24 protein-coding genes are annotated in these 26,509 nt (G+C 69.4%); 11 read left to right on the forward strand and 13 right to left on the reverse strand.

The genetic code is table 11. The features are described from left to right. Positions 1 to 85: 85 nt before the first annotated feature. Positions 86 to 1,225 carry an NAD(P)/FAD-dependent oxidoreductase gene (locus tag E5F05_RS08315; protein ID WP_129118168.1) on the reverse strand — a complete coding sequence of 380 codons (1,140 nt, stop codon included), beginning with the start codon at positions 1,223 to 1,225 and terminating at the stop codon, positions 86 to 88. Positions 1,226 to 1,576: 351 nt separating this feature from the next. Between E5F05_RS08315 and E5F05_RS08320 the strand changes: the two genes are divergently transcribed. The 3 genes from E5F05_RS08320 to E5F05_RS08330 all read left to right on the forward strand — a co-directional run bounded on the left by E5F05_RS08320 (position 1,577) and on the right by E5F05_RS08330 (position 5,466). After that, positions 1,577 to 2,077, forward strand: coding sequence for a (2Fe-2S)-binding protein (locus E5F05_RS08320; RefSeq protein WP_129118169.1), 501 nt, complete (start codon positions 1,577 to 1,579; stop codon positions 2,075 to 2,077). 109 nt (positions 2,078 to 2,186) lie between these two features. Continuing rightward, positions 2,187 to 4,574 carry a xanthine dehydrogenase family protein molybdopterin-binding subunit gene (locus tag E5F05_RS08325; RefSeq protein ID WP_129118170.1) on the forward strand — a complete coding sequence of 796 codons (2,388 nt, stop codon included), beginning with the start codon at positions 2,187 to 2,189 and terminating at the stop codon, positions 4,572 to 4,574. A 100-nt stretch (positions 4,575 to 4,674) separates the two neighbouring features. After that, complete coding sequence (locus E5F05_RS08330) at positions 4,675 to 5,466, forward strand: FAD binding domain-containing protein (protein WP_129118171.1); 792 nt, start codon at positions 4,675 to 4,677, stop codon at positions 5,464 to 5,466. 97 nt (positions 5,467 to 5,563) lie between these two features. On the opposite strand, the gene E5F05_RS08335 is transcribed toward E5F05_RS08330, so the two are convergent. Next, complete coding sequence (locus E5F05_RS08335; protein ID WP_129118172.1) at positions 5,564 to 6,043, reverse strand: FKBP-type peptidyl-prolyl cis-trans isomerase; 480 nt, start codon at positions 6,041 to 6,043, stop codon at positions 5,564 to 5,566. A 143-nt stretch (positions 6,044 to 6,186) separates the two neighbouring features. On the opposite strand from E5F05_RS08335, the gene E5F05_RS08340 reads away from it, so the two are divergent. After that, a complete protein-coding gene (locus E5F05_RS08340; protein ID WP_129118173.1) occupies positions 6,187 to 7,383 on the forward strand; it encodes a molybdopterin molybdotransferase MoeA in 1,197 nt (398 codons plus the stop codon). 153 nt (positions 7,384 to 7,536) lie between these two features. On the opposite strand, the gene E5F05_RS08345 is transcribed toward E5F05_RS08340, so the two are convergent. The 3 genes from E5F05_RS08345 to E5F05_RS08355 form a co-directional block, all read right to left on the reverse strand. Continuing rightward, entirely contained in the window at positions 7,537 to 7,965 is a 429-nt protein-coding gene (locus E5F05_RS08345; protein ID WP_129118174.1) for a CoA-binding protein, read from the reverse strand. Continuing rightward, positions 7,962 to 9,302 (reverse strand): glutamate-1-semialdehyde 2,1-aminomutase, encoded by a 1,341-nt coding sequence (hemL, locus tag E5F05_RS08350; RefSeq protein WP_129118175.1) that lies wholly within the window; start codon positions 9,300 to 9,302, stop codon positions 7,962 to 7,964. Before hemL ends, E5F05_RS08345 begins: the two co-directional genes overlap by 4 nt. Positions 9,303 to 9,532: 230 nt before the next feature. After that, positions 9,533 to 10,222 carry a hypothetical protein gene (locus E5F05_RS08355; RefSeq protein ID WP_129118176.1) on the reverse strand — a complete coding sequence of 230 codons (690 nt, stop codon included), beginning with the start codon at positions 10,220 to 10,222 and terminating at the stop codon, positions 9,533 to 9,535. A gap of 199 nt (positions 10,223 to 10,421) precedes the next feature. Between E5F05_RS08355 and E5F05_RS08360 the strand changes: the two genes are divergently transcribed. Further along, on the forward strand, positions 10,422 to 11,825 hold the full coding sequence (locus E5F05_RS08360) for an alpha/beta hydrolase family protein (RefSeq protein ID WP_129118177.1): 1,404 nt from the start codon (positions 10,422 to 10,424) through the stop codon (positions 11,823 to 11,825). An 825-nt stretch (positions 11,826 to 12,650) separates the two neighbouring features. Here the strand turns inward: E5F05_RS08360 and E5F05_RS08365 are convergent. From E5F05_RS08365 to E5F05_RS08395, 7 genes are all read right to left on the reverse strand, one after another. Then, a complete protein-coding gene (locus tag E5F05_RS08365; RefSeq protein ID WP_129118178.1) occupies positions 12,651 to 13,274 on the reverse strand; it encodes a thiamine diphosphokinase in 624 nt (207 codons plus the stop codon). Further along, on the reverse strand, positions 13,271 to 14,245 hold the full coding sequence (locus E5F05_RS08370) for an ABC transporter ATP-binding protein (RefSeq protein ID WP_129118179.1): 975 nt from the start codon (positions 14,243 to 14,245) through the stop codon (positions 13,271 to 13,273). Before E5F05_RS08370 ends, E5F05_RS08365 begins: the two co-directional genes overlap by 4 nt. Next, complete coding sequence (locus E5F05_RS08375) at positions 14,242 to 14,574, reverse strand: type II toxin-antitoxin system PemK/MazF family toxin (RefSeq protein WP_129118180.1); 333 nt, start codon at positions 14,572 to 14,574, stop codon at positions 14,242 to 14,244. The genes E5F05_RS08370 and E5F05_RS08375 overlap by 4 nt, the downstream gene beginning before the upstream one ends. After that, positions 14,571 to 14,834: an AbrB/MazE/SpoVT family DNA-binding domain-containing protein gene (locus E5F05_RS08380; RefSeq protein ID WP_129118181.1), complete on the reverse strand. Its 264-nt coding sequence runs from the start codon at positions 14,832 to 14,834 to the stop codon at positions 14,571 to 14,573. Before E5F05_RS08380 ends, E5F05_RS08375 begins: the two co-directional genes overlap by 4 nt. Positions 14,835 to 14,870: 36 nt before the next feature. Then, complete coding sequence (locus tag E5F05_RS08385) at positions 14,871 to 16,418, reverse strand: ABC transporter permease (protein WP_129118182.1); 1,548 nt, start codon at positions 16,416 to 16,418, stop codon at positions 14,871 to 14,873. A gap of 169 nt (positions 16,419 to 16,587) precedes the next feature. Next, the gene (locus tag E5F05_RS08390) at positions 16,588 to 18,561 is read right to left on the reverse strand and encodes an FAD-dependent oxidoreductase (RefSeq protein WP_129118183.1); all 1,974 of its coding nucleotides are present in this window, start codon (positions 18,559 to 18,561) and stop codon (positions 16,588 to 16,590) included. 120 nt (positions 18,562 to 18,681) lie between these two features. Next, a complete protein-coding gene (locus tag E5F05_RS08395; RefSeq protein WP_129118184.1) occupies positions 18,682 to 19,722 on the reverse strand; it encodes a thiamine ABC transporter substrate-binding protein in 1,041 nt (346 codons plus the stop codon). A gap of 341 nt (positions 19,723 to 20,063) precedes the next feature. Between E5F05_RS08395 and E5F05_RS08400 the strand changes: the two genes are divergently transcribed. The 4 genes from E5F05_RS08400 to E5F05_RS08415 are packed head-to-tail and all read left to right on the forward strand — an operon-like array spanning position 20,064 to position 23,886. After that, positions 20,064 to 21,293: a CynX/NimT family MFS transporter gene (locus E5F05_RS08400; RefSeq protein ID WP_241687090.1), complete on the forward strand. Its 1,230-nt coding sequence runs from the start codon at positions 20,064 to 20,066 to the stop codon at positions 21,291 to 21,293. 3 nt (positions 21,294 to 21,296) lie between these two features. Further along, entirely contained in the window at positions 21,297 to 21,752 is a 456-nt protein-coding gene (locus E5F05_RS08405; RefSeq protein WP_129118185.1) for an NUDIX domain-containing protein, read from the forward strand. A gap of 50 nt (positions 21,753 to 21,802) precedes the next feature. Further along, on the forward strand, positions 21,803 to 22,282 hold the full coding sequence (locus E5F05_RS08410; protein WP_129118186.1) for a MarR family winged helix-turn-helix transcriptional regulator: 480 nt from the start codon (positions 21,803 to 21,805) through the stop codon (positions 22,280 to 22,282). Continuing rightward, positions 22,279 to 23,886 (forward strand): MDR family MFS transporter, encoded by a 1,608-nt coding sequence (locus tag E5F05_RS08415; protein ID WP_129118187.1) that lies wholly within the window; start codon positions 22,279 to 22,281, stop codon positions 23,884 to 23,886. Before E5F05_RS08410 ends, E5F05_RS08415 begins: the two co-directional genes overlap by 4 nt. Positions 23,887 to 24,142: 256 nt before the next feature. Here the strand turns inward: E5F05_RS08415 and E5F05_RS08420 are convergent, their stop codons facing one another. Continuing rightward, positions 24,143 to 25,870: a sensor histidine kinase gene (locus tag E5F05_RS08420; RefSeq protein ID WP_129118188.1), complete on the reverse strand. Its 1,728-nt coding sequence runs from the start codon at positions 25,868 to 25,870 to the stop codon at positions 24,143 to 24,145. An 88-nt stretch (positions 25,871 to 25,958) separates the two neighbouring features. On the opposite strand from E5F05_RS08420, the gene E5F05_RS08425 reads away from it, so the two are divergent. Together E5F05_RS08425 and E5F05_RS08430 are read left to right on the forward strand one after the other, a co-directional pair. After that, a complete protein-coding gene (locus E5F05_RS08425; RefSeq protein ID WP_129118189.1) occupies positions 25,959 to 26,240 on the forward strand; it encodes a type II toxin-antitoxin system Phd/YefM family antitoxin in 282 nt (93 codons plus the stop codon). Then, positions 26,230 to 26,505, forward strand: a complete 276-nt coding sequence (locus E5F05_RS08430; protein ID WP_129118190.1) for a Txe/YoeB family addiction module toxin — start codon at positions 26,230 to 26,232, stop codon at positions 26,503 to 26,505. Before E5F05_RS08425 ends, E5F05_RS08430 begins: the two co-directional genes overlap by 11 nt. The last annotated feature ends 4 nt before the right edge of the window (positions 26,506 to 26,509 follow it).

Below are 26,509 nucleotides of genomic sequence, written 5' to 3' on the forward strand. Positions count from 1 at the left end.
GGGGAAAAGAAAAGGAGAGCCACGCGGGACGCGGCTCCCCTTAGACCGTTAGACCTTTTGACGGTGAGACAGGCGTGCGGGCGCCTCACTCAATGCTGGCCCGCCAGCGCCATTCCGAGGCGCGCTTCATCACGTGGGCGAGGCCGCCAGTGATGGCGAGCTTCTGGTTCCAGGGGAGCTTCATCCAGCCGACCGCCATCAGGCCGCCCAAGCTGACGAACTCGCCCAGGGTGGACGGCTCGTAGGGTTCCAGCGGCTCGCCCTTGGCCAGACGCATCAGGTTCTTGCCGGTCAGGCGGCCCTGCTGCCCGGCGTGCTGGGCGGTGGTGGGCACCGGCTTGCCTTCCTGGTTCAGCGCCAGGGCCATGTCACCGATCACGAACACGTCGGGGTAGTTCTTGGCACGTAGGTACTCGTCCACCGCGATGCGCCCACCGGGGCCTTTTTCCAGGTGCTCGCCCTTCACGATGTCGCGGGCCTGGATGCCGCCCGTCCAGATGATCTTCCCGGCGGGAATGACCTGCTGCTGGCCTTCAGCGGTCTGCACGGTCACGCTGTCGGCGGTGGCACCCGTGATGCGGTGGCCCACCAGGATGTGGATGCCGTAGTCGCGCAGGGTCTTCTCGGCCTTGGCGCGCAGCGCGTCGTCGAGGACCGGCAGAATCTTGGGACCGGCTTCGACCAGGTAGATCTGGACCGGCGGCAGGCCGCGCTCCCGGCTGAGCACTTCGGAACGCTGCGCGAGTTCGGTGACCAGTTCCACGCCGGTCAGGCCCGCGCCCCCCACCACGATGTCGCGGTGGCCCTGGTAGTCCCCGCTGTAGACGCGGTTGATGAAGTTGAAGATCTCGTCGGCGTCGCTGAGCTGCTTGAGTTCGGCGGCGTTCTCGGCCAGACCGGGAATGCGGTAGAAGTTGGTGACCGAGCCGAGGCCCACGACCAGCTTGTCGTAGGTGAGGACCCGGCCATCTTTGAGGGTGACCTCGCGCTCGTCGAGGTTGACGCCCTCGACCTGGGCCTGCTCCAGGTGCACGCCGGTGCCGCGCAGCAGCGGCGCGAGGGGCAGGGTCACCGGCGTGTTGTGCGCGGCGGCCTCGTGCAGGCGGGTTTCGAAGGTATGGAAGCTGTTCTGCTCGACCAGCAGGGCTTCCAGCCCGGGCGTGGGTTTCAGTTTGGTGGCCACCGCGAGGCCCGCGTAGCCAGCACCGAGGATGAGGGTCTTCATGCAAATGCTCCTGTGAACGAATTCACGAGTAGGGTCCAGGGCAAGACCTGCCCATGGCAACCCCCCGGAGTGGCCCTCCGGTCGTGGTCACAGTGTACACCCTACACCAACGCGCCGGGGTTGTTTCCCACCCTGAAGGGACCGTGAGCACCGGCTCCAACCTCATCCCAACCTTCGCCCGGGGCAGGCGGTTTCGTGCTTGAATAGGGAGGTACACACAATCCACGCGGAGGCCCGGCCCGCCCCGAGCGCGTGCAGGACCCGTTCCAGCCCCACACCTCGCCGCACACCCGCACCCCGGAGGTGGACCATGCAGGAGAGTAGCCGCCGTACCCGTACACGAGGTCAGCCATGAACATCACCGTGAACGTCAATGGCCTTCCCTATACCCGCGACGTGGAGCCCCGCACCCTGCTGGTGCATTTCCTGCGCGAAGACCTGGGTCTGACCGGCACGCACGTCGGCTGCGACACCAGCCAGTGCGGCGCCTGCACGGTTCACCTGAACGGCGACGCGGTCAAGAGCTGCACCGTGCTGGCGGTGCAGGCCGACGGGATGGAGGTCCTCACCATTGAGGGCATGGGCACGCCCGCCGACCTCCACCCCCTCCAGGCGGGCTTCTGGGAGAAACACGGCCTCCAGTGCGGCTTCTGCACCCCCGGCATGATCATGAGCGCCGCCGAACTCCTCAAGCACAACCCCCACCCCAGCGAGGAAGAAATCCGCCACCACCTCGAAGGCAACTACTGCCGCTGCACCGGCTACCACAACATCGTCCTGGCCGTGGAGCACGCGGCGCAGGCGATCCGGGAGGCGACGGCGGCGGCGGGGGAGCAGGCGGCGGACGACTGAAGGGCGTCTCAAGGTCTAACCGTCTGACTGTCTAACGGCCAAAAGAGGCGCTGCCGTTCGACGGTTGGACCGTTGGACCGTTAGACGCCGACCAACGGGAGGCAACCCAATGACCGAGCGAACCGACAAATACATGGGCCAGGCCCTCAAGCGCAAGGAAGACCCGCGCTTTATCACCGGGACCGGGCACTACACCGACGACTTCACGCTGCCGGGGACGCTGCACGCGGCGATGGTCCGCAGCCCCTACGCGCACGCGCGGATCACGAACATCGACAGGAGCAGCGTGGAGGGGCTGCCCGGCGTGGTGGCCGTGCTGACGGGCGAGGATGTGGAGGCGGCGGGCGTCGGCCCCATCCCGGTCGGGTGGCTGCTGCCCGACCTGAAGGTGCCCGCCCACCACGCCATCGCGCGGGGCGAGGTGAACCACGTCGGGGACATCGTGGCGGCGGTGATCGCCGAGACGCGGGCACAGGCGGAGGACGCCGCCGCGCTGCTGGCCGTGGAGTATGAAGCCCTTCCCTCCGTGGCGCTGGGCAGTGCGGCCCTGGAGCAGGGATCGCCGCAGGTTCACGACGATGTCCCCGGCAATGTCGCCTTCCGGTGGGAGATCGGGGACGAGGCGGCGCTGAACGAGGCCTTCAACCGGGCGTACAAGACGGTGAAGGTGAAGCTCAGGAATCACCGCCTGATCCCCAACGCCATCGAGCCGCGCGCCTCACTGGCGCAGTTCACGCCCGCCAGCGGGGAATACCTGCTCTACACCACCTCCCAGAACCCGCATATCCACCGCCTGATCCTGGCGGCCTTCGTGATGGGCATCCCCGAACACAAGCTGCGGGTGATCAGCCCGGACGTGGGCGGGGGCTTCGGCTCCAAGATCTTCCAGTACCAGGAAGAAGTGATCGTGATGCTGGCTTCGCAGAAGCTCGGCAAGCCGGTCAAGTGGGCCGCGCGGCGCAGCGAGAGCTTCGTCAGCGACATGCAGGGCCGTGACCACGAGTCCGAAGCTGAGCTGGCGGTGGACGAGAACGGCAAGATGCTGGGCCTGCGCGTGAACACGGTCGCCAACCTGGGCGCGTACCTGACCCTCTTCGCGCCCGCCGTGCCGACCTACCTGTACGGCACACTGCTCAACGGCGTGTACAAGTTCCCGGCCATTCACGCGAAGGTCACGGGTGTGGTCACCAACACCATCCCGGTGGACGCCTACCGGGGCGCGGGCCGTCCGGAAGCGACGTACCTGCTCGAGCGCACCGTGGACGTGATGGCCCACGAACTCGGGATGGACCCCGCCGAGTTCCGCCGCATCAACTTCATCCAGCCCGGCGAGTTCCCGTACCAGACGCCGGTCGCGCTGGTCTACGACTCCGGCAACTACGAACCCGCGCTCGACAAGGCGCTGGAGATGATGCACTACCGCGAGCTGCGCGAGGAGCAGGAGCGGCGCAAGGGGACAAACAACATCCTGGGCGTGGGCCTGATTTCCTTCCTGGAAGCCTGCGGCCTGGCGCCCTCCGCGCTGGTCGGGCAACTGGGGGCGCAGGCGGGGCAGTGGGAAAGCTCGCTGGTGCGTGTCCACCCGACCGGCAAGGTGGAGCTGTACACCGGCTCGCATAGCCACGGGCAGGGCCATGAAACCGCCTTCCCGCAGATCGCCGCCGACGAACTCCAGATTCCCATCGAGGACATCGAGCTGATCCACGGCGACACCGGCCGGATGCCCTACGGCTGGGGTACCTACGGCAGCCGCTCGGCGGCGGTCGGCGGCAGCGCCCTGAAAGTGGCCCTGGGCAAGGTCAAGGCCAAGGCCAAGAAGATCGCCGCGCACCTGCTCGAAGTCTCCGAGGAGGACATCGAACATGAAGGCGGCGTGTTCCGGGTGAAGGGGGCGCCCTCCCAGCAGAAGACCTTCTTCGACGTGGCCCTGATGGCGTACCTCGCTCACAGCCTGCCCGACGGGATGGAGCCGGGGCTGGAAGCGACCGCCTTCTACGATCCCAAGAACTTCGTGTATCCCTTTGGAACGCATATCGCGGTGGTCGAGATCGACACCGACACCGGCAAGGTGAAGCTGCGCGGCTACGGCTCCGTGGACGACTGTGGCCCCCTGATCAACCCGCTGATCGTTGAGGGACAGGTGCACGGCGGTATCGCGCAGGGCGCCGGGCAGGCCCTCTGGGAAGAGGCCGCCTACGACGACGACGGCAACCTCCTGGCCGGGACGTTCATGGAATACGCCGTGCCCCGTGCCGACGACCTCCCCAACTTCCAGACGGGGCACACCGTCACCCCCAGCCCCCACAATCCCCTCGGCGTGAAGGGCATCGGGGAGGCGGGCACCATTGCCAGCACCGCCGCCGTCGCCAACGCCGTGATGGACGCCCTCTGGCACGAGTACGGCATCAAGCACCTCGACATGCCCTACACCAGCGAGAAGGTCTGGCGCGCGATTCGGGAAGCGCGCGGGGGGATGGGGCAGGCGGCGGACGATTGAAGAGGATCTAGACGGTCAAACGGTCTAACCGTCGAACGGCAGCGCCTCTTTTGGCCGTTAGACCGTCAGACGGTTAGACGCCGACCGAAGGGAGGCACACATGTACCCAGCCAATTTCGACTATCAGAAGGCTACCAGCGTCGCTGAGGCGCTGGCGATGATGGCGGCCAATCCCGATGTGAAGGTGATCGCGGGGGGCCACTCGCTGCTCCCGGCCATGAAGCTGCGGCTGGCGCAGCCGCCCGCTCTGCTCGACGTGTGGGGCATCGAGGAACTGAAGGGCATCCGGCGCGAGGGGGACTGGTTCGTGGTGGGCGCGATGACCACGCACGCGGACGTATTGCGTTCTGACCTGCCGCTCTTTCCCGAGGTGGCCTACGAGGTCGGGGACCCGATGGTCCGCAACCGGGGCACCATCGGCGGGTCGCTGGCGCACGCCGACCCCAGCGCGGACTACCCGGCGGCGGCCCTCGCCCTTGGCGCGGAGTTCGTGATCCGTGGGCCACAGGGCGAGCGCGTCGTCCCCGCCGATCAGATGTTCCTGGGCATGTTCGAGAGCGCGGTGCAGCCTGGCGAACTCCTGACCCACATCCGCATTCCGGCCACGGTCCAGGCGAGCGCCTACGAGAAGTTCAAGCACCCGGCCAGCCACTACGCGATTGTCGGCGTGGCCGTCGTCCGGGACGCGAACGGCCAGATTCGCGCCGCCTACACTGGGGCGGGCGAGAAGGCCGAGCGCCTGCCCACGCTGGAAGAACGCCTCAACAGCGGTCAGCCGGTCGGAACGGGACTGGTGGACCCGGGCAATCTCCTCGGTGACCGCTTCGCCAGCCCCGAGTACCGCGCCCATCTGGTGGACGTGCTGGCGGAGCGGGCAGCGGCGCGGGTGTAGGGGAGCGTTCAACTATCAGCCAAAAAAGAAGGTGGGGCACTCTGGCTGGAGTAGCCCACCTTCCTCTTTTTCCACGAACGCCTAACCACTCACCCCTTCACTCGTGCTCGTGCATCCCCGCCGCGTGCGCGTGCCCGTGTTCCAGTTCCTCGGGCGTGGCGTCGCGGACGTTCCGCACGGTCACGTCGAAGTTGAGGACCTGTCCGGCCAGCGGGGGGTTGAAGTCCACCTGCACCTGGTCACCCTCGACGCCCACGACGGTGAAGGGCAGCACGCTGCCGTCTTCGGCCTGGGCGTAGTAGGTGGCGCCCACCTCCACCTCGTCGTCGAAGTCGCTGCGGTCTAGGGTTTCGACGTTGTCCTCGTCGCGCTCGCCGTAGCCGTCCTCGGGCTGGACGGTCACGTGCAGGCTGTCCCCGGCCTTCTTGCCTTCCAGAGCGCGTTCCAGGCCCGGGATGATGTTGCTGTGGCCGTGCAGGTAGACGAGGGGATCGCCCGGCTCGCTGCGGTCCACGACCTCGCCGTCCACCTTGAGCACGTAATCGAGTTCGACGACCTTGTCCTGGGTGATGTTCATGTGCGTTCTCCGTTCCTTGAGGGCTTCGGGAAATCTCGGGCTTGCCCTAGGAGTCTACCCTCTCATCTGCCGGTAAGCGGGATGCCACGCCTGACCCAACGCTTAACCGATGGAGCTGTCCCGCCTGGGCCTATGCTGCCCCTATGACCTCCATCCGCCCCGACTTCCCCATGCACGTCAGCGTTCAGCAGGCGCGCGCGCTGCTGGCCGCGCTGCTGCCCGACCCCGGGACCGAAACCGTACCGCTGGCCCGGGCACGCGGGCGAACCCTGGCCGCCGACCTTCAGGCCCTCGTCAGCCACCCCAGTGCCACCGAGAGTGCTCTCGACGGCATCGCCACCCGGGAGGCGGATACGCTGACCGCCACGCCCGGCGCACCCGTCCGGCTCCGGGTGGTGGGGGAGAGCCGGGCGGGCGTGCCCTTCGTGGGGACGGTCGGCTCCGGCGAGTGCGTCCGGATTTACACAGGTGCGCCCCTCCCGAGCGGCACGGACGCCATCGGTCCGGTCGAGCAGCTCAGGGATGACGGCCCGGACCATGTCCTGCTCGCCCGGCCCGCCAGTGCGGCGGACGTGCGGCAGGAGGGCGGCGATTTCCGGGTGGGGGAGGCCGTGCTGCGGCCGGGTGTCCTGCTGACTCCAGCTCGTGTGGCGCTGGCGGCAGCCCTCGGTCACGCTGAGGTTCCGGTCCGCCGCCGCCCGCGGGTCGCGCTCCTCTCCACGGGAGACGAGGTGATCGAACCCGGGCGGCCTCTCCGGCCCGGCCAGGTGTACGACAGCAACCGCTACGGGCTGCACGCGATGCTGGAAGAGTGCGGCTGTGAGGTGCTGCCCCTCGGCCACGCGCCAGACAGCCCGGAGGCACTCGCGCGGGCCATCGAGGCGGCGGGAGGGGCGGACGTACTACTCACCAGCGGGGGCGTGAGCATGGGCCGCTATGACTTCATGCGGGATCTGCTCTTGGAGCGGGGCCGGGTCGCCTTCTGGAAGGTGCGGATGCGGCCCGGCGGACCCGCGCTGCTGGGCGGCTGGAATGGCCTCCCCGTGTTCGGCCTGCCGGGCAATCCGGTCAGCAGCCTGGTCGTGTTTCAGGTGATCGTCCGCCCGGCGCTGACGGGGCAACCGGTGCAGACGCTCCGGCTGCGTGCGGCCACACCCTTTCGCGGCCTGCCGGACAAGACCGCCTTCTGGCGCGGGGTTCTGCGCGAGGGGCAGGTGTATGACTACGGGAAGCAGGGGAGCGGGGTGCTGCGGTCGCTGAGTGACGCGAATGCGCTGGTGGTGGTGCCGGAGGGGGGAGCGGTGCAGGCGGGGGAGGAGGTGGAGGTGATCCTGCTGTAGGAGCTTTCAGCCGTCAGCCGTAGGGGACATGAGCTTTGAGGCTGAGCCGGATGGCGAGCACAAATGCTCTGGTGTTCTGATGGATTCAGACCTCAGAGGTTATGGCTCCAAGCCCTCCTTGCTGACGGCTGATTGCTGAAAGCTGACCGCTCCCTACAACAGCGCCCGGTGGTCTGCCAGCATGCAGCGGTCCTGAATCACGTCGATGCCGTGCTGGGTGAGGGTGCGGGCGGTGGCCTCGTCGCGGATGCCCAGTTGCATCCACACGACTTTCGGCGGGGGGCGCATGTTCAGGATGTCGTTCAGGTGGTCGCGCACCTTGTCGCTGCGGCGGAAAATCTCCACCACGTCTACGGGCACGGTGATCTCGGCCAGAGTGGCCACCGCCCTGTGGCCGAAGAAGCTCTGGCCGCGGGCCGCCAGCGCCGGGTTCACGGGGATGATGGTGTAGCCCTGACGGTGCATGTACTCCGGCACGTAATAGGCGGGCTTCATCGGGTCGTGGTGAAAGCCGACCACCGCGATGACCTTGTTCTCCTTCAGGACACGAACCACGTCTCGGGACTGCTGAAGCTGCGTCATGCGTTTCCTCCCAGGTAGGCATAAGCGGTATGGGCGGCGTCCAGCGTCGCGTTCAGTTCCGCGCCGGTATGGGCGGCACTGACGAAAATGCTCTCGAATTGAGAGGGCGCCCAGTAGATGCCCTGACCAAGCATCTGCTGGAACCAGGCGGCAAAGGCCCCGGTATCGCTGCGCGCCGCGTCCGTATAGGTGCGGATGGAGCCGTCCGGTGCTTCCTGATGAAAGGCCGTCAGCATCGAACCGATCTGGTTCACGCTGAGGGGCACGCCCGCTCTCTGCGCCGCTGCCTTCAGGCCCGCGGCCAGTTCCGCCGTGTAGGCTTCCAGCCGCGTGTAGATGCCGGGGTCACCCTCCAGCACCTCCAGCGTGGCGAGGCCCGCCGCCATCGCCAGGGGGTTCCCGCTCAGGGTGCCCGCCTGGTACACCGGCCCCTGGGGCGAGACGAAGTCCATCACGTCCGCGCGCCCACCGTAGGCGCCCACCGGCAGGCCGCCGCCGATGATCTTGCCCCAGCAGGTCAGGTCGGGCGTCAGGCCCAGCAGGCCCGTCGCGCCGCGCAGCGAGAGGCGGAAGCCGGTCATCACCTCGTCCACGATCAGGAGGGCGCCCCGGTCGCGGACACGGTGCAGGGCGGCCAGGAATTCCGGCGTGGGAATCAGCACGCCCGCATTGCCCACCACCGGCTCGAAGATCACCGCCGCGATCTCGTGGCCGCGCTCCGCCAGCAGGGCGTCCAGCGCCGCAGGGGCGTTGTACTCGCTGACCAGCGTCAGCCGGGCGTATTCCTCGGGCACACCCGCGCTGCTGGGGGCGGCCTGGCCCAGCGTCCCTTCCGTGTTCGTCAGCAGGCCGCTGCCTGCCTCCACCAGCAGGCCGTCGGCGTGGCCGTGGTAGTTGCCGCGGAACTTCACGATGTACTTGCGTCCGGTAAAGCCCCGGGCCAGCCGCAGGGCGCTCATGGTGGCCTCGGTGCCGCTGTTCACGAAGCGCACGCGGTCCACCCCGGTTAGGCGCGTGACCGTCTCGGCCAGGCGCACCTCGCCATCACTGGGGGCGCCGAAGCTGGTGCCGCGCGTGAGGGCCGCCGCGACCGCCTCCCGCACCGCCGGGTGATCGTGGCCCAGGATCATCGGTCCCCAGGAGCCGATGTAGTCCAGCAGGCGGTTGCCGTCCACGTCCGTCAGGTACGCGCCGTGGGCCTCGCGGATGAAGCGCGGGGTGCCGCCCACGCTCTTGAAGGCGCGGACCGGGCTGTTCACGCCGCCGGGGGTCACGGCCTTGGCGCGGGCGAACAGCGCCTCGGACCGGGTGGTGGAAGGAAGGGACTGCGTCGTCATGCCGCCCACCTTACGGCAACCTGATGAGGGCACGCGGGGAGGGAAGCGACACTTTGGGTGGGTGCCGAGGTGAAAGGCCTGACCCCCGCTGAGGACGCCTGCTCCGCTGACGTATCCGGCTTCGCTGCCCTGCCTGCCCTACTCGAAGGCCCCGGGGTCGCGGCCCGGAAGACTGACACGAGAAAAGCAGGGAAAGCCCCAGCGTTCGCGTTCCCTGCGGATGGCTGCCCCTAGAGCCCCAGCAGCCCCAACGCCGCCGTCTCGGTCAACTCGGTGCGGTAAGGCGCGACCAGGGCGCGTTCTTCGGGGGTGGCGGTCTGGACGGTGGTGTTCAGGTCGGGGAAGCGGCCCTGCTGGAGCGCCTCGGCGGCGCGGGCGAAGTCCACATTGGGGACGCCCAGGGCACGGTTCACGGTGCTGCGGATGACCGCGTAGCGTTCGGGGCTGAGGCCTTCGCGGGCCAGGGCGGCGGCCTCGGCCTGACGGGCGCGGCCAATGGCGCTGCCCGCGTCGCGCAGCACACCGACGACCGTCAGGACATTGGGCGTTTGCCCGTTCTGGATTTCGGTCCAGACCTGCTGGAGGCCCGTGAAACTATCTCCCAGCGCGGTCCGGATATCGCGGCGCACTCGCACGAACCGCTGCACGTCCGCCTGGGTGACCGGCGCGTTCACGTTGCCGGTGGGCGTGGGCGGGGTGACGGTGCCGTTGCCGGGCAGAGTGGGTGACGCTGTGCCTGTCCCGCTGCCTGTCTGGGTCTGCGTTTGCGTCTGCGTCTGGGCGGGCGTGCGCCAGGACTCCAGAAAGGCCCGGGCGGGCTGGATCACCAGGAACCACGCCAGCGCCCCCAGCACCACCAGCACCAGCAGGGTGCCGCCCCCACACCCCAGGCAACCGCAACCCGTTCCACGTCGTCTCATGCCTCCAGAGTACGAGGGGAGGGGGGACGGGGTTCCCGGCGGAAAGGCACCGCCCATTGGGTTGACACAGTGGGTTGACACGGACCCCACGGGCGCCCTTAAATACGGATGTTTTCTCCCTGAGCGAGTGATGAGCGTGGTTCTGCCCGGCTGTGCGTCTGTGCCCAGCCCGCCTTCCCCTTCTTTTGCTGGAGGCCTCATGACCGGTACGAAGAGCCGTTGGTCCGTCCGTCCCGTCCACGCCCTGACCCTGCTCGGCTGCGGCCTGGCGCTGGCCAGTTGCAGTACCACGCCCACGCCCGCCGCCGAGACACGCGCGCAGGACACGCGGACCTTCAAGGCGGTGGAGCCAACCCTTGCCTCGGTGCCCGGCGCGACCCTCTACAAGGGGCAGTACGCGGGGCTTCAGGGGCCAGCGAGTTACCTGATCGAGGTGCCGGACAACTGGAACGGCACGCTGGTGATGTACGCGCACGGCTACGCGGGCACGGGCGAGAACCTGACGGTCGGGCCCCCCTCCATCCGCCAGTCCCTGCTTAGCCAGGGGTACGCCTGGGCGGCCAGCAGCTATTCCGCCAACTACTACGACGTGCGGGCCGGGGTGGAGGACACCAACGCGCTGGCGCTGGCCTTCGGCAGCCTGACGGGCGGAAAGTACGCCGCGCCGAGCAAGTACCTGATCATGGGCGTGTCGATGGGCGGGCATATCGCCGGGGCCGCCGTCGAGAAGGAAACGCTCGACAACGAGCGCAACAAGGTCAATTACGCCGCCGCCCTGCCACTGTGCGGCGTGATGGACGAGGAGTACGAGTTCCAGTGGCTGGGCGACTACACGCTGGCCGCCGCGCAACTCGCCGGGCTGGGTGCCCAGAGCTACCCGCAGTCCGACTACCAGGCCATCTTGCCCGACATCAAGGCCGCGCTGTTCACCGACACGTCTGGCCCCATCTGGCAGGAAAACGCCGGGCAGGGCACGAAGCTGCGCGAGATCGCCCGCAACCTCACCGGCGGGAACCGTCCCGTCTTCGAGCAGGGCTTCCGCCTCGCGGCCTACCAGAACGCGGTGTTCAGCACGGGCGGCTCCGACGGGACGGTGAACGGCATCCTGAACAAGAACTATTACGGCAACGTGGGTGTCATGTACCGCTGGACGACCGGGGCCACCCCCACGCCCGCCGAGGTGGCTTTCAACAACGCCATCCTGCGGGTGAAGGCCGATCCGAACGCGAATGCCGCGCGTCCCGGCGGCCTGCGCTGGATTCCCCGCATCAACGGTGAATTCAGCGTGCCGGTGCTGACCATGCACACCCTGGGCGACTTCTACGTGCCGTTCGCGCATCAGCAGAAGTACCGCCTGGCCGCGCTGGCGAACGGCAACGGCGACCGCCTGGTGCAGCGGGCCATCCGCGCGGCCGGGCACTGCGAGTTCACCGGGCCTGAGATCGTGGAGGCGTTCAACGATCTGGTGACCTGGCAGAAAACGGGGGTGAAGCCTGCCGGGGACGATGTGCTGACCCCGGCCACCGTCGCTGATCCCAACTACGGCTGCCGCTTCACTCGCGGCGTGCGGACTGGTGTGGCGGCCTGCCCGCCCACACCCTGACAGGAAGGGTTCGGAGAAGGAGGGGCGGGTGGGAGGCAGCCCCTTCTCTCTGTGCGGCAAGTTGGAAAGGCGGGCTGCCCTGGTGGGGCGGTAGAGTTGGAAGGCATTCCCCCCACCCCCCAGCCCCCTCCCCCCCGCCGGGGGCAGGGGGAGCTTTCCGCTGCGCTCGGCAAAGGGGGACTCGTTGAGCGGCGGCTTTGTGTTGGGCAGTGACGGTTCCTGCCTGGAACTTGTTGATCTCCACCGGGCGGCTGCGGGCCTGCGGCCCAAAAGCTCCTGTGCTAGGCCTGCACACTGGGAAGGTGGAACTTGGCCATCCCCTCCAGAATTTTGAAAAGACAAACGATAGGGCGCTTCAGCTTTGGCTGGGGTCAAGGCGTCTTGCGTTTGCTGCTCCTCCCCCCTTGCGGGGGAGGCTGGGAGGGGGGTGGCAGCCGCCAGGCTGCCCTCAAAACGGGCCAGGCATTCGGTCATCCATTGGCCTCTCTATGCCCGGCCCGTTCACCCCCACCCAACCTCCCCCCTCAAGGGGGAGGAGTTTCTTTATCGCTCCACACGTCGTTTCTTCTTGATCAGAGACTGACATGCATCACTCAGCTCCTTGCGGGGGACTGGCAGGGTTGGGGAGAGGGGCGGCAAGCGAAGCTCGCCCTCGTACCAAACAAGAAAAATGCTCCTGCTTGCCCGGCCTGCCTTGCACATCAGGCGTCTTGAGGAGACTGGCACAGCTCGCACCGCGAGAGGCCGGGTGGGGGTGAGGGGCCTGGCGTCAGAGGTCCGTCGGAATCTTCAAGCCTTCTGTTCAGACACGCTCTGACCGGTCTGCTACCCAGCAGGCCACAGCACCGTGACCAGTGCCAGCCCCTGCTGAAGCGAGGCGGTGACTGGGCCGCCTGCCGCCTCGTTGCTGACCGTCCAGCCGCTGCCCAGCGGGACGTCCGCGTCGTGGAGGGGCCAGCGGGTGCCGCTGAGGCTCAGGGCGTGCAGGTCGCTGACGGCGAGCACGCTGAGGGTCGTACCGGGTGGCAGGTCGAGGCGCACGTCCGCGCCGGGGAGGAGGGGGTACCCGCTCTCGTCGCCACTGTGCAGGATGATCCCGAGTCCCTCCCGCGCGAGGCGCAGGCTGCCCAGGGCCAGCGCCGCCGTATGGTCGAAACGGCCCCCGAAAGCGCCCAGGAAGATCAGTTCGGTGGCGCCCCGCTCGCGGGCAGCGCGCACGGCGAGTTCGGCGTCCGTCTCGTCCTTGGCGGCCGGGTGGACCTCGCGGGGAGCGTTCAGGTGCAGGCCGTCCGACGAATCGAAGTCGCCCACCCAGGCATCCACCCGCACGCCCAGCGCCGCCGCGTGCCTTCCTCCCCCGTCGGCGGCCACCACGAAGTCGGGGCGGGGGAGGGCCAGCAGCGCGGGCGTCACGACCAGGCGGCCGCCGACCAGCAGCCAGGCGGTCACGGCCTCTCCCGGTCATCGGGGAGCGTCAGCACGCGGGCCGGGTCCACGGTCAGGCGCAGCGTCTGCGCGTGGATGTCCTCCGCCTCTCGCGCGCTCAGGTGCAGCGTGAGGGGGCCGAGGGGGTGCGCCACGGTCACTTCGGTCCCGGTGTCGGTCGTCTGCCGCGCCGTGACCGCAAAGGCGTCTCCCACGCCCAGCCGCACGGCGTCCTCGGGAATGAGGCGGGCCAGGCCGTCCGGCCCCGGCAGCACGTTCGCGTGCCCCAGGAAGGCCGCCACCCAGGCGGTCGCGGGCCGGGCGAACACCTCCTGGGCCGCGCCCACCTGCACCAGCCGCCCCGCGCGCATCACCGCCACGCGCGAGGCCACCGCCAGCGCCTCCCGCTGGTCGTGGGTGACCAGCAGCACGCCCGCCCGCAGCCGCGCGAACAACTCGCGCAGGTCGCCCCTGAGCCGCGCCCGGAGCTGCTCGTCCAGGTTGCTGAGCGGCTCGTCGAGCAGCAGCAGCGGCGCACCCGTCGCCACCGCCCGTGCCAGGGCCACCCGCTGCGCCTGCCCGCCCGAGAGTTCGGTGGTCCGGCGCCCCGCCAGCGGCTCCAGACCGACCAGGGCCAGCGCCTCCCGCGCCCGCCTCTGGGCTTCCGCCCGCCCCGCGCCGCGCATCCGGGGACCGTAGACGACGTTGCCCAGCACGCTCAGGTGCGGGAAGAGGGCGTAATCCTGAAACACCAGCCCGACGTGCCGCGCTTCCGGCGGGAGGGTGGTCACGTCCCGGCCTCCGATGCAGATGCGGCCCGCATCCGGGCGTTCCAGACCCGCCACGCAGCGCAGCACGGTGCTCTTGCCACAACCGCTGGGGCCGAGGAGCGCGACGGTTTCGCCCGCGCCAACGTTGAGGGACACGTCGTCCACCGCTACGGTCGGCCCGAAGTGTTTGGAAAGGTGGTGAAGGGCGAGGGCGGCTGGGATCATTGGAGAAGAATGACGGCCAGGCGTTGCAGGGCTGCCGCCAGAACCTCGGGGGGAACGTCTTCAATCGCCTGAACGTCGCGCGCCTGCCAGTCCAGCGTGTAAATGTGTGAGGCCAGCACCACGCCCCGGGTGATCAGCGTCTCGGGGAGCGCGATTTCCGAGGTATACCCTTTTGCCCGCGATGTGACCGGCATACAGATCATGAGTCCAGTCCGCTCGTTGTAACGGGTATTGCTCACCACCAGGGCCGGGCGGCGACCTCCCTGCTCATGGCCCAGACTGGGGTCAAAGGACACCCAGGTCAGTTGTCCCCTCTCCGGGGCGTTCACCAGTCCAGCTCCCGGCCCACCGGTCTGTACTCGGGGATGTCCTCGTACTTCAGGGGTTCCTCTGGCAAGCCTGCCAGCAGTTCATCAAGACTGATATCGGGTCGCCAGACGGGGCGGTGGCTGGGCAGGAGGCGCAACCCGCCATTTTCCGCCAGCTCCAGCTCATATTCCTGCCCCGCCTCCAGCCCGCCTTCCCGCACCACGCTGGCGGGCACCACGAAGCCCAGGCTGTTGCCGTGCTTGCTGAGTTTCACACGCATCTTGCACCTCTCGTCTGACAGTGTATGACATTTCTATTACGTCACTTCCCCCTCGCCGCCGTCCAGCAGGGTGAAGCTGAGGGCGGCGAGGAGCAGCAGCACGGTGGCCAGCGCGCAGGCTTCGCCCAGGTTGCGCTCGCCGGGGCGGCCCAGGCGTGCGTAGAGGCCGACGCTCAGGGTCGCCCACTCGGGCCGCGTCAGCACCAGCGTCGCGCCGAACTCGCCCAGGACGGTGGCGAGGGCCAGCGCCGCGCCCCCCCGCAGCGCCGGGAGCGTGAGGGGTAGCGTGACCGTGCGGTGCGCCGCGAGGGGACCGGCCCCCAGGGTGCGGGCCGCTTCCAGCGTGCGCGGCGGCAGGGCGCGCAGCGCGGGCAGCAGGCTGCGGGTGACCAGCGGAAATCCCAGCAGCGTGTACGCCGCGATCAGCATCGGCAGCGTGGCCGACAATGCCGGGTAGGCCAGCAGATAGCCCACCGCCAGGCTGACCGGCGACACCATCAGTGGCAGCAGCGAGAGCAGATCGAGGGTGCGCGACCGCGCCAGCCACGCGCCGACCGCGTGGAGCGTGCCGAGCAGCGCCGCGCCCACCAGCGCCAGCAGCCCGAAACGGACGGTGTTTCCCAGCAGCAGCGGCGTGTCCGGATCGGTGAGGACGCCCCGCCAGTACCCCAGCGTCGGCCCGCCCGACCCCAGCAGACCGCGCCCCACCACGGCCAGCAATGGCCCGAAGCAGATCAGCACCACGGCGGTGACGAGGGTCCAGAGCAGGACCGCCGCTCCGCCCCGCGCACCGGGCAGACTGGGCGCGGGCACCCCAACTCCGCCGCGAGTCAGGCCCACATACGCCCAAGTCGCGGCCAGCGTCAGCACGAGTTGCCCCGCGATGAGGGCGCTGGCCTCGCTCAGCCGGAGCTGGTAGGCGGTCAGGGTGTAGATTTCTACCTCCAGCGTCGCGTACCGCTCGCCTCCCAGCGCCAGCGGCAGCCCGAAACTCAGCGCCGAGTACAGGAACACCAGGATGAACCCCGCCGCGAGGCCCGGCAGCGCCAGCGGCAGGGCCACTGTCAGCGCCGCCCGCAGCCCCGACGCGCCCAGCGTCCGCGCCGCGCCGATCAGATTGGGCGGCACCCGCGAGAAGCCGCCGTAGCCCAGCCGCACCATCACCGGCAGGTTGAAAAAGAGGTTTCCCAGGATCAGCAGGGCGGGCGTGCCGTCCAGGTCGAGGCCCAGCGGCCCGGTCAGCCAGCCGCGCGGCCCCAGCAGGGCGGTGAGGCCCAGCACCGCCACCAGCGTCGGTGTCACGAAGGGCAGCAGCAGCAGGCGCAACAGCAGCGCCTTGCCCGGCACCGCGTAGCGCGACAGCAGGTAGGCGAGGGGACCGCCCACCGCCAGCGCGATCAGGGCCGTCACGGTCGCCTGCCCCACCGTCCAGGCCAGCCGTCCCAGGAAGTAGGGGTCGCGCCAGACCCCCAGGTTCACGCCGCCCTCGGCCAGGGTGCGGCCCAGCGGCAGCACCAGCAGCAACAGGATGAAGAGGACCGGGGGGAGGGCCAGAAGCCAGCCGCGCAGGCGGGAAGGCTTCACGGCCTGAACCCAGCCGTTCCGTCACCGCGCCGCAACTCGTAGGCCCACTTCACCAGGGACGGCGGGATCGGCTGGAGAAAGGCAGGCGGCAGCATCGCGCGGCCCAGCATAGGCGAAAGCAGACGCATTCGGCGGGCGCCGGGGTGCAGGGGCAGAGCTGCGCCCGCTCTCAGGTGAGCTGGCCCACGCTGGCCTTCGCGGCGATGAACTGCGCCGTGCGCCGCGCCAGGGCCATGCAGGTGATCATCGGGTTCGCGCCGGAGGAGGTGGGAAAGGCGCTGGTGTCACCGACCCAGACGCCCTGGATGTCGTGCAACTCGCCTTCCGGGCCAGCGACGCTGGTGGCGGGGTCCAGGCCCATACGGGCGGTGCCCATCTGGTGGGCGCTGAACACCGCGTGCCCGCCTGCGCCCAGCGGCAGCGCCCGCCACTCCCGCAGGCGGGCTTCGAGGTCCTGCCCGGCGTGCCAGGGCGCGGCGCGGTCGTGCAGCGTGTAGATGGTGTGCGCCCCGGCGGTGGCCAGGAGGCGGGCGACGCTGGCCTGCCCGTGGAAGAAATTCTCCACGTCCAGCGGGTCGCTGACGCTGTAGGTCACGCGTGCCTGTCCGCCCTCATCCAGCGTGACGCGCCCGGAGCCCCGGTCCCGGGTGAGGTGAATCAGGGTCACGGTGTTCGCGTGACGTGCCATGCGTTCCTTGTGGGTGACGGCGTCCTGCCAGGCACTGGCGGCGGCGGACAGGCCGGTGGTGTACTGGATGGTTTCGATCAGGTAGCCGTACCCGTCCCGGCGTCCCCCGAATTCGTCCACGATGGCCCCCTGGGTCGCGCCCCACCAGTTCTGCTGGTCGTGGTCGAAGACGCCGACCACGGCGCCGCAGGGATGCAGGTGCAGGAACTCGCCCACCGCCGGGCCGCCGATGCCGGAGCGCCGCAGCAGGGCGGGCGTTTCCAGCGCCCCACCCGCGACCACGACCTGCGGCGCCCTCACCGTGAAGTGCCGCCGCTCGCCTGTCCGGGTGTGCAGGGTGACCTCCACCCCGGTGGCGTGCCCCCCTGCGGTCAGGATGCGCCCGGCAGCAGCGCCCTCGATCAGCGTGGCGCCGCGCTCCAGGGCATCTTTCAGATAGGTCCTGGCGGTGCTCTGCTTGCTGCCGGTGGCGTCCCCGAACCCGCAGTGTCCGGCGTGCCGGGGATCGTGCAGGCGCGGGTCCGCGTTGCGGTAGGCCCGCTGGAAGGAATAGCCCAGCCGCATAGCCCCCTCAATCATGCGCTGATGCGTGCCGTTGAACTCGCTGCATTCGTTGTTCGCCTGGAGGCGCCGCATCACCGCGTCGAGGTGGCCGTCGAATTCGGCGGTGTCCAGCCCCCGCAGCCCGGCCCTGGCCCATTCCTCCCGCACCTCGGGGGGGGTGCGGACGCAGTTCATCCAGTTGACGGTGGTGCCGCCGCCCACCGTCTGCCCCGCGAGGAGCGAGACGTTGCCGTCGGCGGTCGCGGCCGGGCCGCCGCGCCAGTACAGGTGCCGGTAGGCCCACAGTTCCGAGCGGCCCAGGTCGGCGTCCGGGTACTGCCGTCCGGCCTCCAGCACCGTGACCTTCAGGCCCCGCGCACTCAGTTCCCCGGCGATCACGCCGCCGCCCGCGCCCGAGCCGATCACGACCACATCCGCCGTGAGGACCGCCCCGTCTTCCGGCTCGGTGTTCGGCAGGTCGGGTGTGGTGCGGGCCTCCGCTCCCAAAGGGCCGCTGTAGCCGAACTGTGGCCAGAAAGGATTCCGCCCCTGCCCGTCGGTCACGGCGTAGCCCAGCATCAGCGTGAGTCGGCGCAGCGCCGTCAGGCCCCCGGCGGCCCGCGCGTTCCGCGCAGCAACGGCGTTCAGCACCCCTTCCCGGACCTTCAACGGCGCGCGGTGCAGCCGGGAGAAAAAGGCCAGCCCGTCGAGCAGCTCCAGCAGGCCCGCCCGGTCGGCCCGCGGCAACTCCGCGATCAGGGCCTCAGCGGCGGCCGGGGCGCCGGTGTCACTGGCGGACGTGGCGAAAAAGCCGTGGGGGTCGGGGCGGCCCTTCAGCGCGGGCAGGTAGGTGTCCATCAGGGCCGCGAGCGTGCGCCGCTGCCGGGGGGTGAGCGGAGTAGGGTCAGACATGCGGACCTCCGTGGGAACGCCGAAGCTGAGAATTTTGGTCTTGGTCTAAAAGCCTAGCGCAAAAAAGCCCCCCTGCACACGGCAGAGAGGCATGGGGAAGAGGTGATCCCCCGGGCCGACTCAACGCGCCCGCAGCACGTTGTTTACCCAGGCGTCCACCAGCCGCTGCGGGTTGGCGAGCAGGCCGGGCTTGACGGGCGTCACGTCGGGCTGCTGGGCGAACTTGAAGACGGGGTCGAGGGGGATGCCGCTCACGGCGGGATAGACCCACATGCGGGTGGGGATGTCGGCCTGGACGGGGGCGCTCAGCATGAAGTCCACGAACTTGCGGGCGAGCTGGGGCTGCTTCGCCCCCTTCAGAACGCCTGCGCCTTCCAGTTGCAGGAAGGTGCTCCCGGGCAGGAAGAGGTTACCGGTCGGGGCCTGCGCCGGGAGCTTCCTGGGGTCGTAGCCGTCGGCGTAGAACACCTCGGCGGCGGGGCTGCTGGCGTAGCTCAGGACGATGGGGTACTTGCCGCCGTTCTTGCTGAAGTCCTTTTCGTAGGCGTCGGACCAGCCGCGCGTGACCTTGAGGCCTCCCAGGCGCGCCTCGCGCCACCATTCCCACGCGCCCGCCTCACCGAAGTGGTTCACGGTGGCGAGCAAAAAGGCCAGGCCGGGGCTGCTGGTCGCCGGGGAGGGGACGACGGTCAGGCGCGCGTACTGCGGCTTTTTCAGGTCGTCGAGCGTTCGGGGCAGGGGCAGGCCCGACTTCTGGAACCAGGCGCGGTCATAGTTGAGCGCCACGAAGCCATAATCCACGGTGTCGAGCAGGCCCGCGTCGTCCAGGCGGTAGGCGGCGGGCACCTTCGCCAGGGCCGGGGATTTGTACGCTTCCAGCAGGCCGAACTGGCGGGCGCGGGGCAGCAGCGTGTTGTCCAGGCCGTACACCACGTCGGCAAGCGGGGCGCGGCGGGTCAGGATCAGGCGGTTCAGCAGTTCCCCGGCGTCGCCGCCCTTCACGAAGCGCACGCGGGCGTTGTTCGCCTTCTCGAACTGCGCGACCAGCTTCTTGTCCAGGTCGAAGGAATCGTGGGTGATGACCGTCAGGGTGGTCGGGGCGCTCTGGGCCTGGGCCGCGCCCGCCAGCAGCAGGCCGAGCAGCAGTGCATTCCTCAACATAAAAATTCCCCCTCGCGTCACGAAGGGGCAGGCGCACACGGGTCGCCCGGTGTCCCCGGGGCCCGCGCATCACGCTCCCTCCGCCGGTATGACCCGGATCAGGTTCCTGGGGTGTGTCTCAGCCCCGCCCTTGGCCGTTCTGGCACTCGTGCGTGGGCACCCCCGGTGACGCGAAAGACACAATAGCAGCGCGGCAAAAGAACGTCAGCGGCCGCGCTCACACCGCGTATCAAGCCTGGTCAGCGGAACAAGTCGCAGTGGTCAGTGGTGACGGCCGGGCACCGGGAAGGGCATGATGGAGTGACCTCTACACAGGGAACGGCGCCAGCGGCGGGAGGACCATGCATTCCACTCCACAGGACACCAGTCAACCGGCCAGACCACAGGGAGGGCAACCGCCGGAGCCTGCCCGCTGGAAAAGCACGCCGCGAGCCTGGCTGATCCTGGGCATCGTGGTGGTGGCGCTCAACCTGCGGCCCACCATCGCCGGGTTCGGGCCGCTGCTGGCACAGATTCAATCCGAGTTGCGGGTGAACGCGGCGACCGTCAGCCTGCTGACGACGATTCCGCTGCTGTGCTGGGGCCTGCTCGCGCCGCTGGCGCCCCTCCTCACGCGGCGGCGCAGTTCGGAGACGGTGATCCTGATCAGCACCGCCGTGATCGGCGTGGGGGCGCTGCTGCGGGTGGGGCCGAGTCTGCCGTGGATTCTGCTGGGAACGGTGCTGGTCGGCGCGGGCATCGCCATCGTCAACGTGCTGCTGCCCAGCCTGGTCAAGCGCGACTTCCCGGAACGGGTGGGCCTGATGACCGGGGTGTACACGCTGGCGGTGGTGAGTGGGGCGGCGCTGGCGTCGGGGCTGGCGGTGCCGCTGCGGACGGCGCTGGGCGGGTCGTGGCGGGCCTCGCTGGGCATATGGGTGTGGCTGGCGGTGGCGGGCGTGCTGGCCTGGCTCCCCGCGCTGTTCGGGCGGCAGACGCACGCGCGGCTCGCGGTGGAGGGGCCGCCGGTATGGCGCAACCCCTACGCCCTGCCCGTCACCCTCTTCATGGGGTTTCAGGGGCTGGTGTTCTTCACCTGGCTGACCTGGCTGCCGCGCGTGCTTCAGGACCACGGCCTGAGTGCCGCCGCGAGCGGCCTGCTGCTCTCTGCCGGGAATATCGTGCAGCTCCCCTTCACGCTGGTGGTGCCGATCCTGGCCGCGCGGCTGTGGAACCCCTTCCCGCTGGTGCTGGGCGCGGCCGCCCTGATCGGCGGGGGGCTGCTGGGGCTGCTGCTGGCGCCGCAGTGGCCGCTGGTCTGGATTCTGCTGCTGGGGGCGGGGTGCGGGAGTACCTTCCCGCTGGCGCTGGTCCTGATCGCGCAGCGGGCGGCGCACCCGGCGCAGGTGCCGCAGCTCTCGGCGCTGGCGCAGGGCTTCGGGTATCTGCTGGCCGCGACCGGCCCCTTCATCTTCGGCGCCCTGCATGACTGGACGGGCGGTTGGAGTGCGCCGCTGGGGTTCCTGATCGCCTGCACGGGGTTGACGTTCGTGACCGGGCTGCTGGCGAGTCGGCCCGGGCGGTTACCCTGACCCATGACCTTTCACCTGATCGCCTGGCTGATTCTTCGGGACCGTGAGGGGCGCGTGCTGCTGGGAAGACGCGCGGGCGTTGCCTACGGAGCGGGCCTCTGGGACCTGCCGGGCGGCCACGTGGAGCGGGGGGAAGGGCTGGCCGAGGCGGCGGCGCGCGAAACGTGGGAAGAAGTGGGCCTGCGGGTGAATCCGGCGGACCTGCGGTTTCTGGGCGTCAGCCGCTATGACCTCGGAGGCGTGACGGGCGCCGATTTCCTGTTCGCGACAGAACGGTGGGAAGGCACCCCGCGTCCCACGCCGGAAGCGTCGGAGGTGGCCTGGTTCGCGCCCGACGCCCTGCCCGGAGACTGCCTGTCCTGGTTGCCGGGGGTGTTGGAGGCGCATCTCGTGAGGCGCGCGTGTCTCTCCGAACAACTGGACGGATTGGAGGGCCTGCGCGTGTTCCCCAAAGAGTAACGGGAGGATGAACCAAACACATCCTTCCAGGTGAAATAATTTCGATTGAAATGACTCCACCTCTTTCCCCCTCCGATGAGCTGTACACGCTGGTGCGCCAGACGTTGCGGCTCTCGCGGCAGTTCCGGCAGGCGCTCGACGAGCCTCTGGAACAGGCCGTGAACCTCAACACCAAGGAAGTGCTGGTGCTGGGGGCGGTGATGGACGGCTTCGACACGCCCGGTGCCGTTGCCGAGCACCACCGCCTGCCCGCGCCCACCGTCACCCGCATCGTGACGAAGCTGGCCGGACAGGGCCTGCTGGAGCGCGTCTCCGACCCCACCGACCTCCGCAAGCAGCGGCTGCGGCTGACCCCGGCGGGCGAGGCAGCCCGCGCCCGCACCCGCGCGGCCGCCCGCGAGATCGTGCATTCGCACTTCGGTCACCTGCCGCCCGCCCGGGTTCGCGCGGCCCTGACCGCGCTGGAGAACCTGGAAGCGAGCCTCGCCCTGTCCCAGGCGAAGCTGCCCCGTGAGGAGGTGAGCGCATGACCGCCTCAGGCCTCTCCCAGCGCGACAAAATCCTGGCCTTCATCGGCATCCTGACGGTGCTGTTCCTCTCCAGCCTGAACATGACGGTGGTGGGCAGCGCGATGCCGCGCGTGATCTCGGACCTGGGCGGCTTTCACCTGTACGCCTGGGCCTTCACGGCCTACTCGCTCGCCACGACCATTACCGTCCCCATCGTCGGCACGATCAGCGACCGCTATGGTCGCCGCCCACTGATCCTGCTGGGCATCGTCGTGTTCGCCCTCGGCAGCGTGCTGCTGGGGTTCGTGCAGAGCATGGGGCAACTGATCGCGCTGCGTGCCTTCCAGGGCATCGGCGGCGGCATGCTGATGGCGATGAGCTTCACGGCGATTGCCGACCTCTTCACGCCCATCGAACGCGGACGCTACCAGGGGTATACCGGCGCAGTGTGGGGCATCAGCAGCGTGGTGGGGCCGCTGGTGGGGGGCTTTCTGACCGACCACCTGGGCTGGCGCAGCGTGTTCTTCGTGAACGTGCCGTTCGCGCTGCTGGCCCTGTACTTCGTGGGCCGCTTCTTCCGGATGCCCGCGCCCACCGGCCCCCGCACGCACCGCCACTTCGACGCGCTGGGGGCGCTGCTGCTCGCGGGCACGGTCGTCACGCTCACGCTCGCGCTCTCCTGGGGTGGCGGCACCTATGCCTGGGGCAGCGCCCGCATCCTGGGGCTGCTGGCCGCCACGCTGGCGCTCGGCGGGTGGTACGTCTGGCACAGCCGTCATCAGGAACAGCCCATCCTGAACCTGCGGCTGCTGCGTGACCCGGCGATCTCGCTGGCGAATCTGGCGGGGTTCCTGACCAGCGCGGGGATGTACGCCGCGATCCTGTACCTGCCGCTCTACATGCAGGGCGTGCGGGGCAGCAGCGCCAGCGGCAGCGGCCTGGCCCTGACGCCGCTGATGTTCGGCCTGATCGTGACCAGCACCCTCAGCGGGCAGATCGTCAGCCGCACCGGGCGCTACAAGGTGCTGATCATGGGCGGCGCGCTGATCGCCACCGCCGCCCTGCTGCTCAGCACCACGCTGGGCACCACGACGCCGCTGTGGATCGCCGTCGGGCTGATGGTGCTGCTGGGTCTGGGCCTCGGCCCGGTGAACAGCCAGCTCACGCTCGCCGTGCAGAACGCTTCTCCGCGTGACCAGCTCGGCAGCGCCACCAGCGGCAACCAGTTCTTCCGGCAGATCGGCGGCACGCTGGCGGTCAGCCTGTTCGGCGCCCTGGTGAACGCGCAACTGGCGCAGAACCTCGCCGCGAAGCTGCCGTCCGAAGCGGCCCGGCTCCCCGCGCCGATGCAGGACGCCATCGCCAACCCGAACGTGCTGTCCAGCCCACAGGCGACCGGACAACTGGAGGCGGCTCTGACCCGCCTGGGCCATGCCGACCTCATCGCCCCCATCCTGACGGCCCTGCGCGGCGTGATGGCGGGCGCGATTGACCACGTCTTCCTGATCGCGGGCGTGCTGGTCGCGGTGGCCTTCCTGGTCACGCTGCTGATGCCCGAACGGCCTCTCGCCGGGCGCAAGGCCGCAGCGCGTGTAGAAGGGCAGCGGGCCGGGGCGACGGACTGAAGGAGCGCAGCACTTGTGCAGCAGGGGGCGCCGCCGCTGGGTGAGCGCCCCCTGCTCTGTGGTGCGACGGTTGAAAGGCAGTTGCCTCCACCTCTTGCCCACGCCGGTCTTGACGTGATGCAGGTCGCCTGGAGCACGGGCGCCGATGCCGCCGCCAGTGCGGGAGGTGTTGGGGGAGAGGAATGAGCGGTCAGCCATCAGCTCTCAGCCGTCAGCAAAAGCTCTTCTTGCTGACGGCTGAGAGCTGAAAGCTCCCTCACGCCTGCGGCACTTCCGCCTCCACCAGCGTCCCGTGACCGGGGCTGCTCAGCACGCGGTAATTCCCGCCCCGGCTCTCGACGCGCTCGCGCATCTGCATCAGGCCCAGGCCCCCGGCGCTGCTGACGCGGCCCGACACCTGTTCCGGATCGAAGCCCGCGCCGTCGTCCTGCACGCGCAGCGTGACGCGCTCGCCGCCGTGCAGCGTCACTGTGACCTCGCGGGCGCGGGCGTGCTTGGCGACGTTGTTCAGGCTCTCTTGCAGGATACGGAACACCACCGCTTCGTCCCCCGGCGCGAGGTGGATGTCCCCGGTCACATTCAGGGTGGAGCGGAGGTTGTTCTGCTGGCCGAAGTCCTCCACGTAACGCCGCACCGTTTCCAGCAGCCCGTAGCGTTCGAGGTCAATCGGGCGCAGCGCGAAGATCGAGCGCCGCACCTCGCGGATCTGCTCGCGCAGCAGGGCGGTGGCGGCCTTCACCTCCGCTTCCGCCTTATCCGGGTCGCTGTGGAGCTGGCGGGCCACCAGGTCGAGCTTCAGGGCGCAGAAGGCCAGCGACTGCGCCACGCCGTCGTGAATCTCGCGGGCGATCCGGGCGCGTTCGTCGCTGATCGCCAGTTCTTCGGAGTACAGGTAGGCGCGGGCGTTGCGGACCCCCAGCGCGGCCTGGGCGGCCAGCAGGGCCAGCAGCGGCAGGCGGGCGCCCTCGAAGGCGTCGGGGCGGGCGTCCCCCAGCACCAGCACGCCGACCAGCCCCTCCTCGTCGCGCATCGGGAAGCCCAGGGCACTTTTTGCCTCGGGGAACACCTCGGCGGCCTCCTGGGCGCTCGCCACCAGGGGCGTGTCCGCCTGCGCCACCCGCCCCACGAAGGCCGGGGCCAGCGCGCCGCTGCTGCTGCTCTCGCCGCCCGCGTGCTGGGCGTATTCCAGCCGCAACACGCCGTCCTGGTCGCTCAGGTAGGCGGCCCGCGCGCCCGCCTGCACCCGCTCGGCCATGTTGCGGGTCACGCGGGCGAGCAGGCGGCGCATGTTGCGCTCGGCGCGGATGGACTGGTCCACGCTGTAGAGCGTCATCAGGTCGAGGGTCCGCTGCCGCGCGGCCTCCACCCCGGTCGCCACCTCGGCGGCCAGCGCCTGCGCGAGCGTCTGGGTTTCCGGCGTGGGCGGCGTGTCGAAGTGCAGCGCGAGCGCCCCGCCCCCCGGAATCCCGACCCGCAGCGGATACAGTTCCGTGCCCGGGGCGGCGGGCGTCTCCCCGGAGGCCGAGCCGCTCAGGCCGCCCGGTACGGTCAGGGTCGCGTGGGTGGCCCCGGTCGCCCGCACCGCGCCGCGCGCCGCGACTTCCACGACCGCGCCCATATCGGGGGCGTCCGTCAGGTCGCGCATCAGTTCCTGCACGGCCTGGAGCTGCCCGTGCGAGGCACTCAGCCGGGCATAGGTCACGCGCAGTTCCCGTTCGGCCCGCTCCCGGGCGCGGGTGCCTTCCGCGATCCATTCCACGGTAAAAAAAGTCACCGCCGGGCCGACCAGTCCGTAGAACAGCAGATGCGCCCAGACCTCCGCGACGGGGTTCCGCAGTTGCGCGATCACGAACTCCACCACCGCCACCACCAGCACGATGAGGGGCGGCAGCAGGTTCCGGACCAGCTTCACCCGGTCCGACAGCGGCACCCCGCGCGGAGCTGGGGGCGGCGGAGTGGACAGCGAGGCGGACGAGTCGGTCATGGGAGACAGTCTAGGGACACGGGTCCGGGGAACCGTGGGGCGGGTCTGAAAGCCACGAAGATGTACAGGGAAGCTGTACAATAAGTCCATGATCGAACGGACCTACACCCAGGCACGGGCTGAACTCGCCTCCCTGATGGACCGTGCTGTGAATGACCGCGAGACGGTGATCATCGAACGCCGGGGGCGAGAAAGTGTGGCCCTGATCGCCGCCGACGAACTCCGCAGCCTTCAGGAAAGCGCACACCTACTGCGCTCACCCGCGAACGCCCGCCGCCTCCTGTCTGCCCTCCAGCGCGCCCTTGCGGACGAGGGGGAAAGCCTCACCCCGGCGGAACTGGTCCGGAGGGTGGGGCTGGATGGCGAATGAAACGGCGCGTGTGGCGGTCTTCCAGCCGGAGTTCATCGAGGACCTGACCTACTGGGTGCAGACGGACCGCAAGACGGCCCTGCGCCTCCTGCGGTTGGTCGAACTCGTTCTGCGCGACCCCTTCGGCGGGCTGGGCAAGCCTGAACCCCTCAAGTACCTCGGCCCGAACATCTGGTCCCGCCGTCTCACCGAAGAACACCGTCTGATCTACCTCGTCCGCGACACGAGAATTGATTTTCTGCAAGGGCGCTACCATTACGGCTGAAAGA

It is taken from the genome of Deinococcus metallilatus (assembly GCF_004758605.1).
In the GTDB taxonomy this organism is placed as follows: Bacteria; Deinococcota; Deinococci; order Deinococcales; family Deinococcaceae; genus Deinococcus; species Deinococcus metallilatus.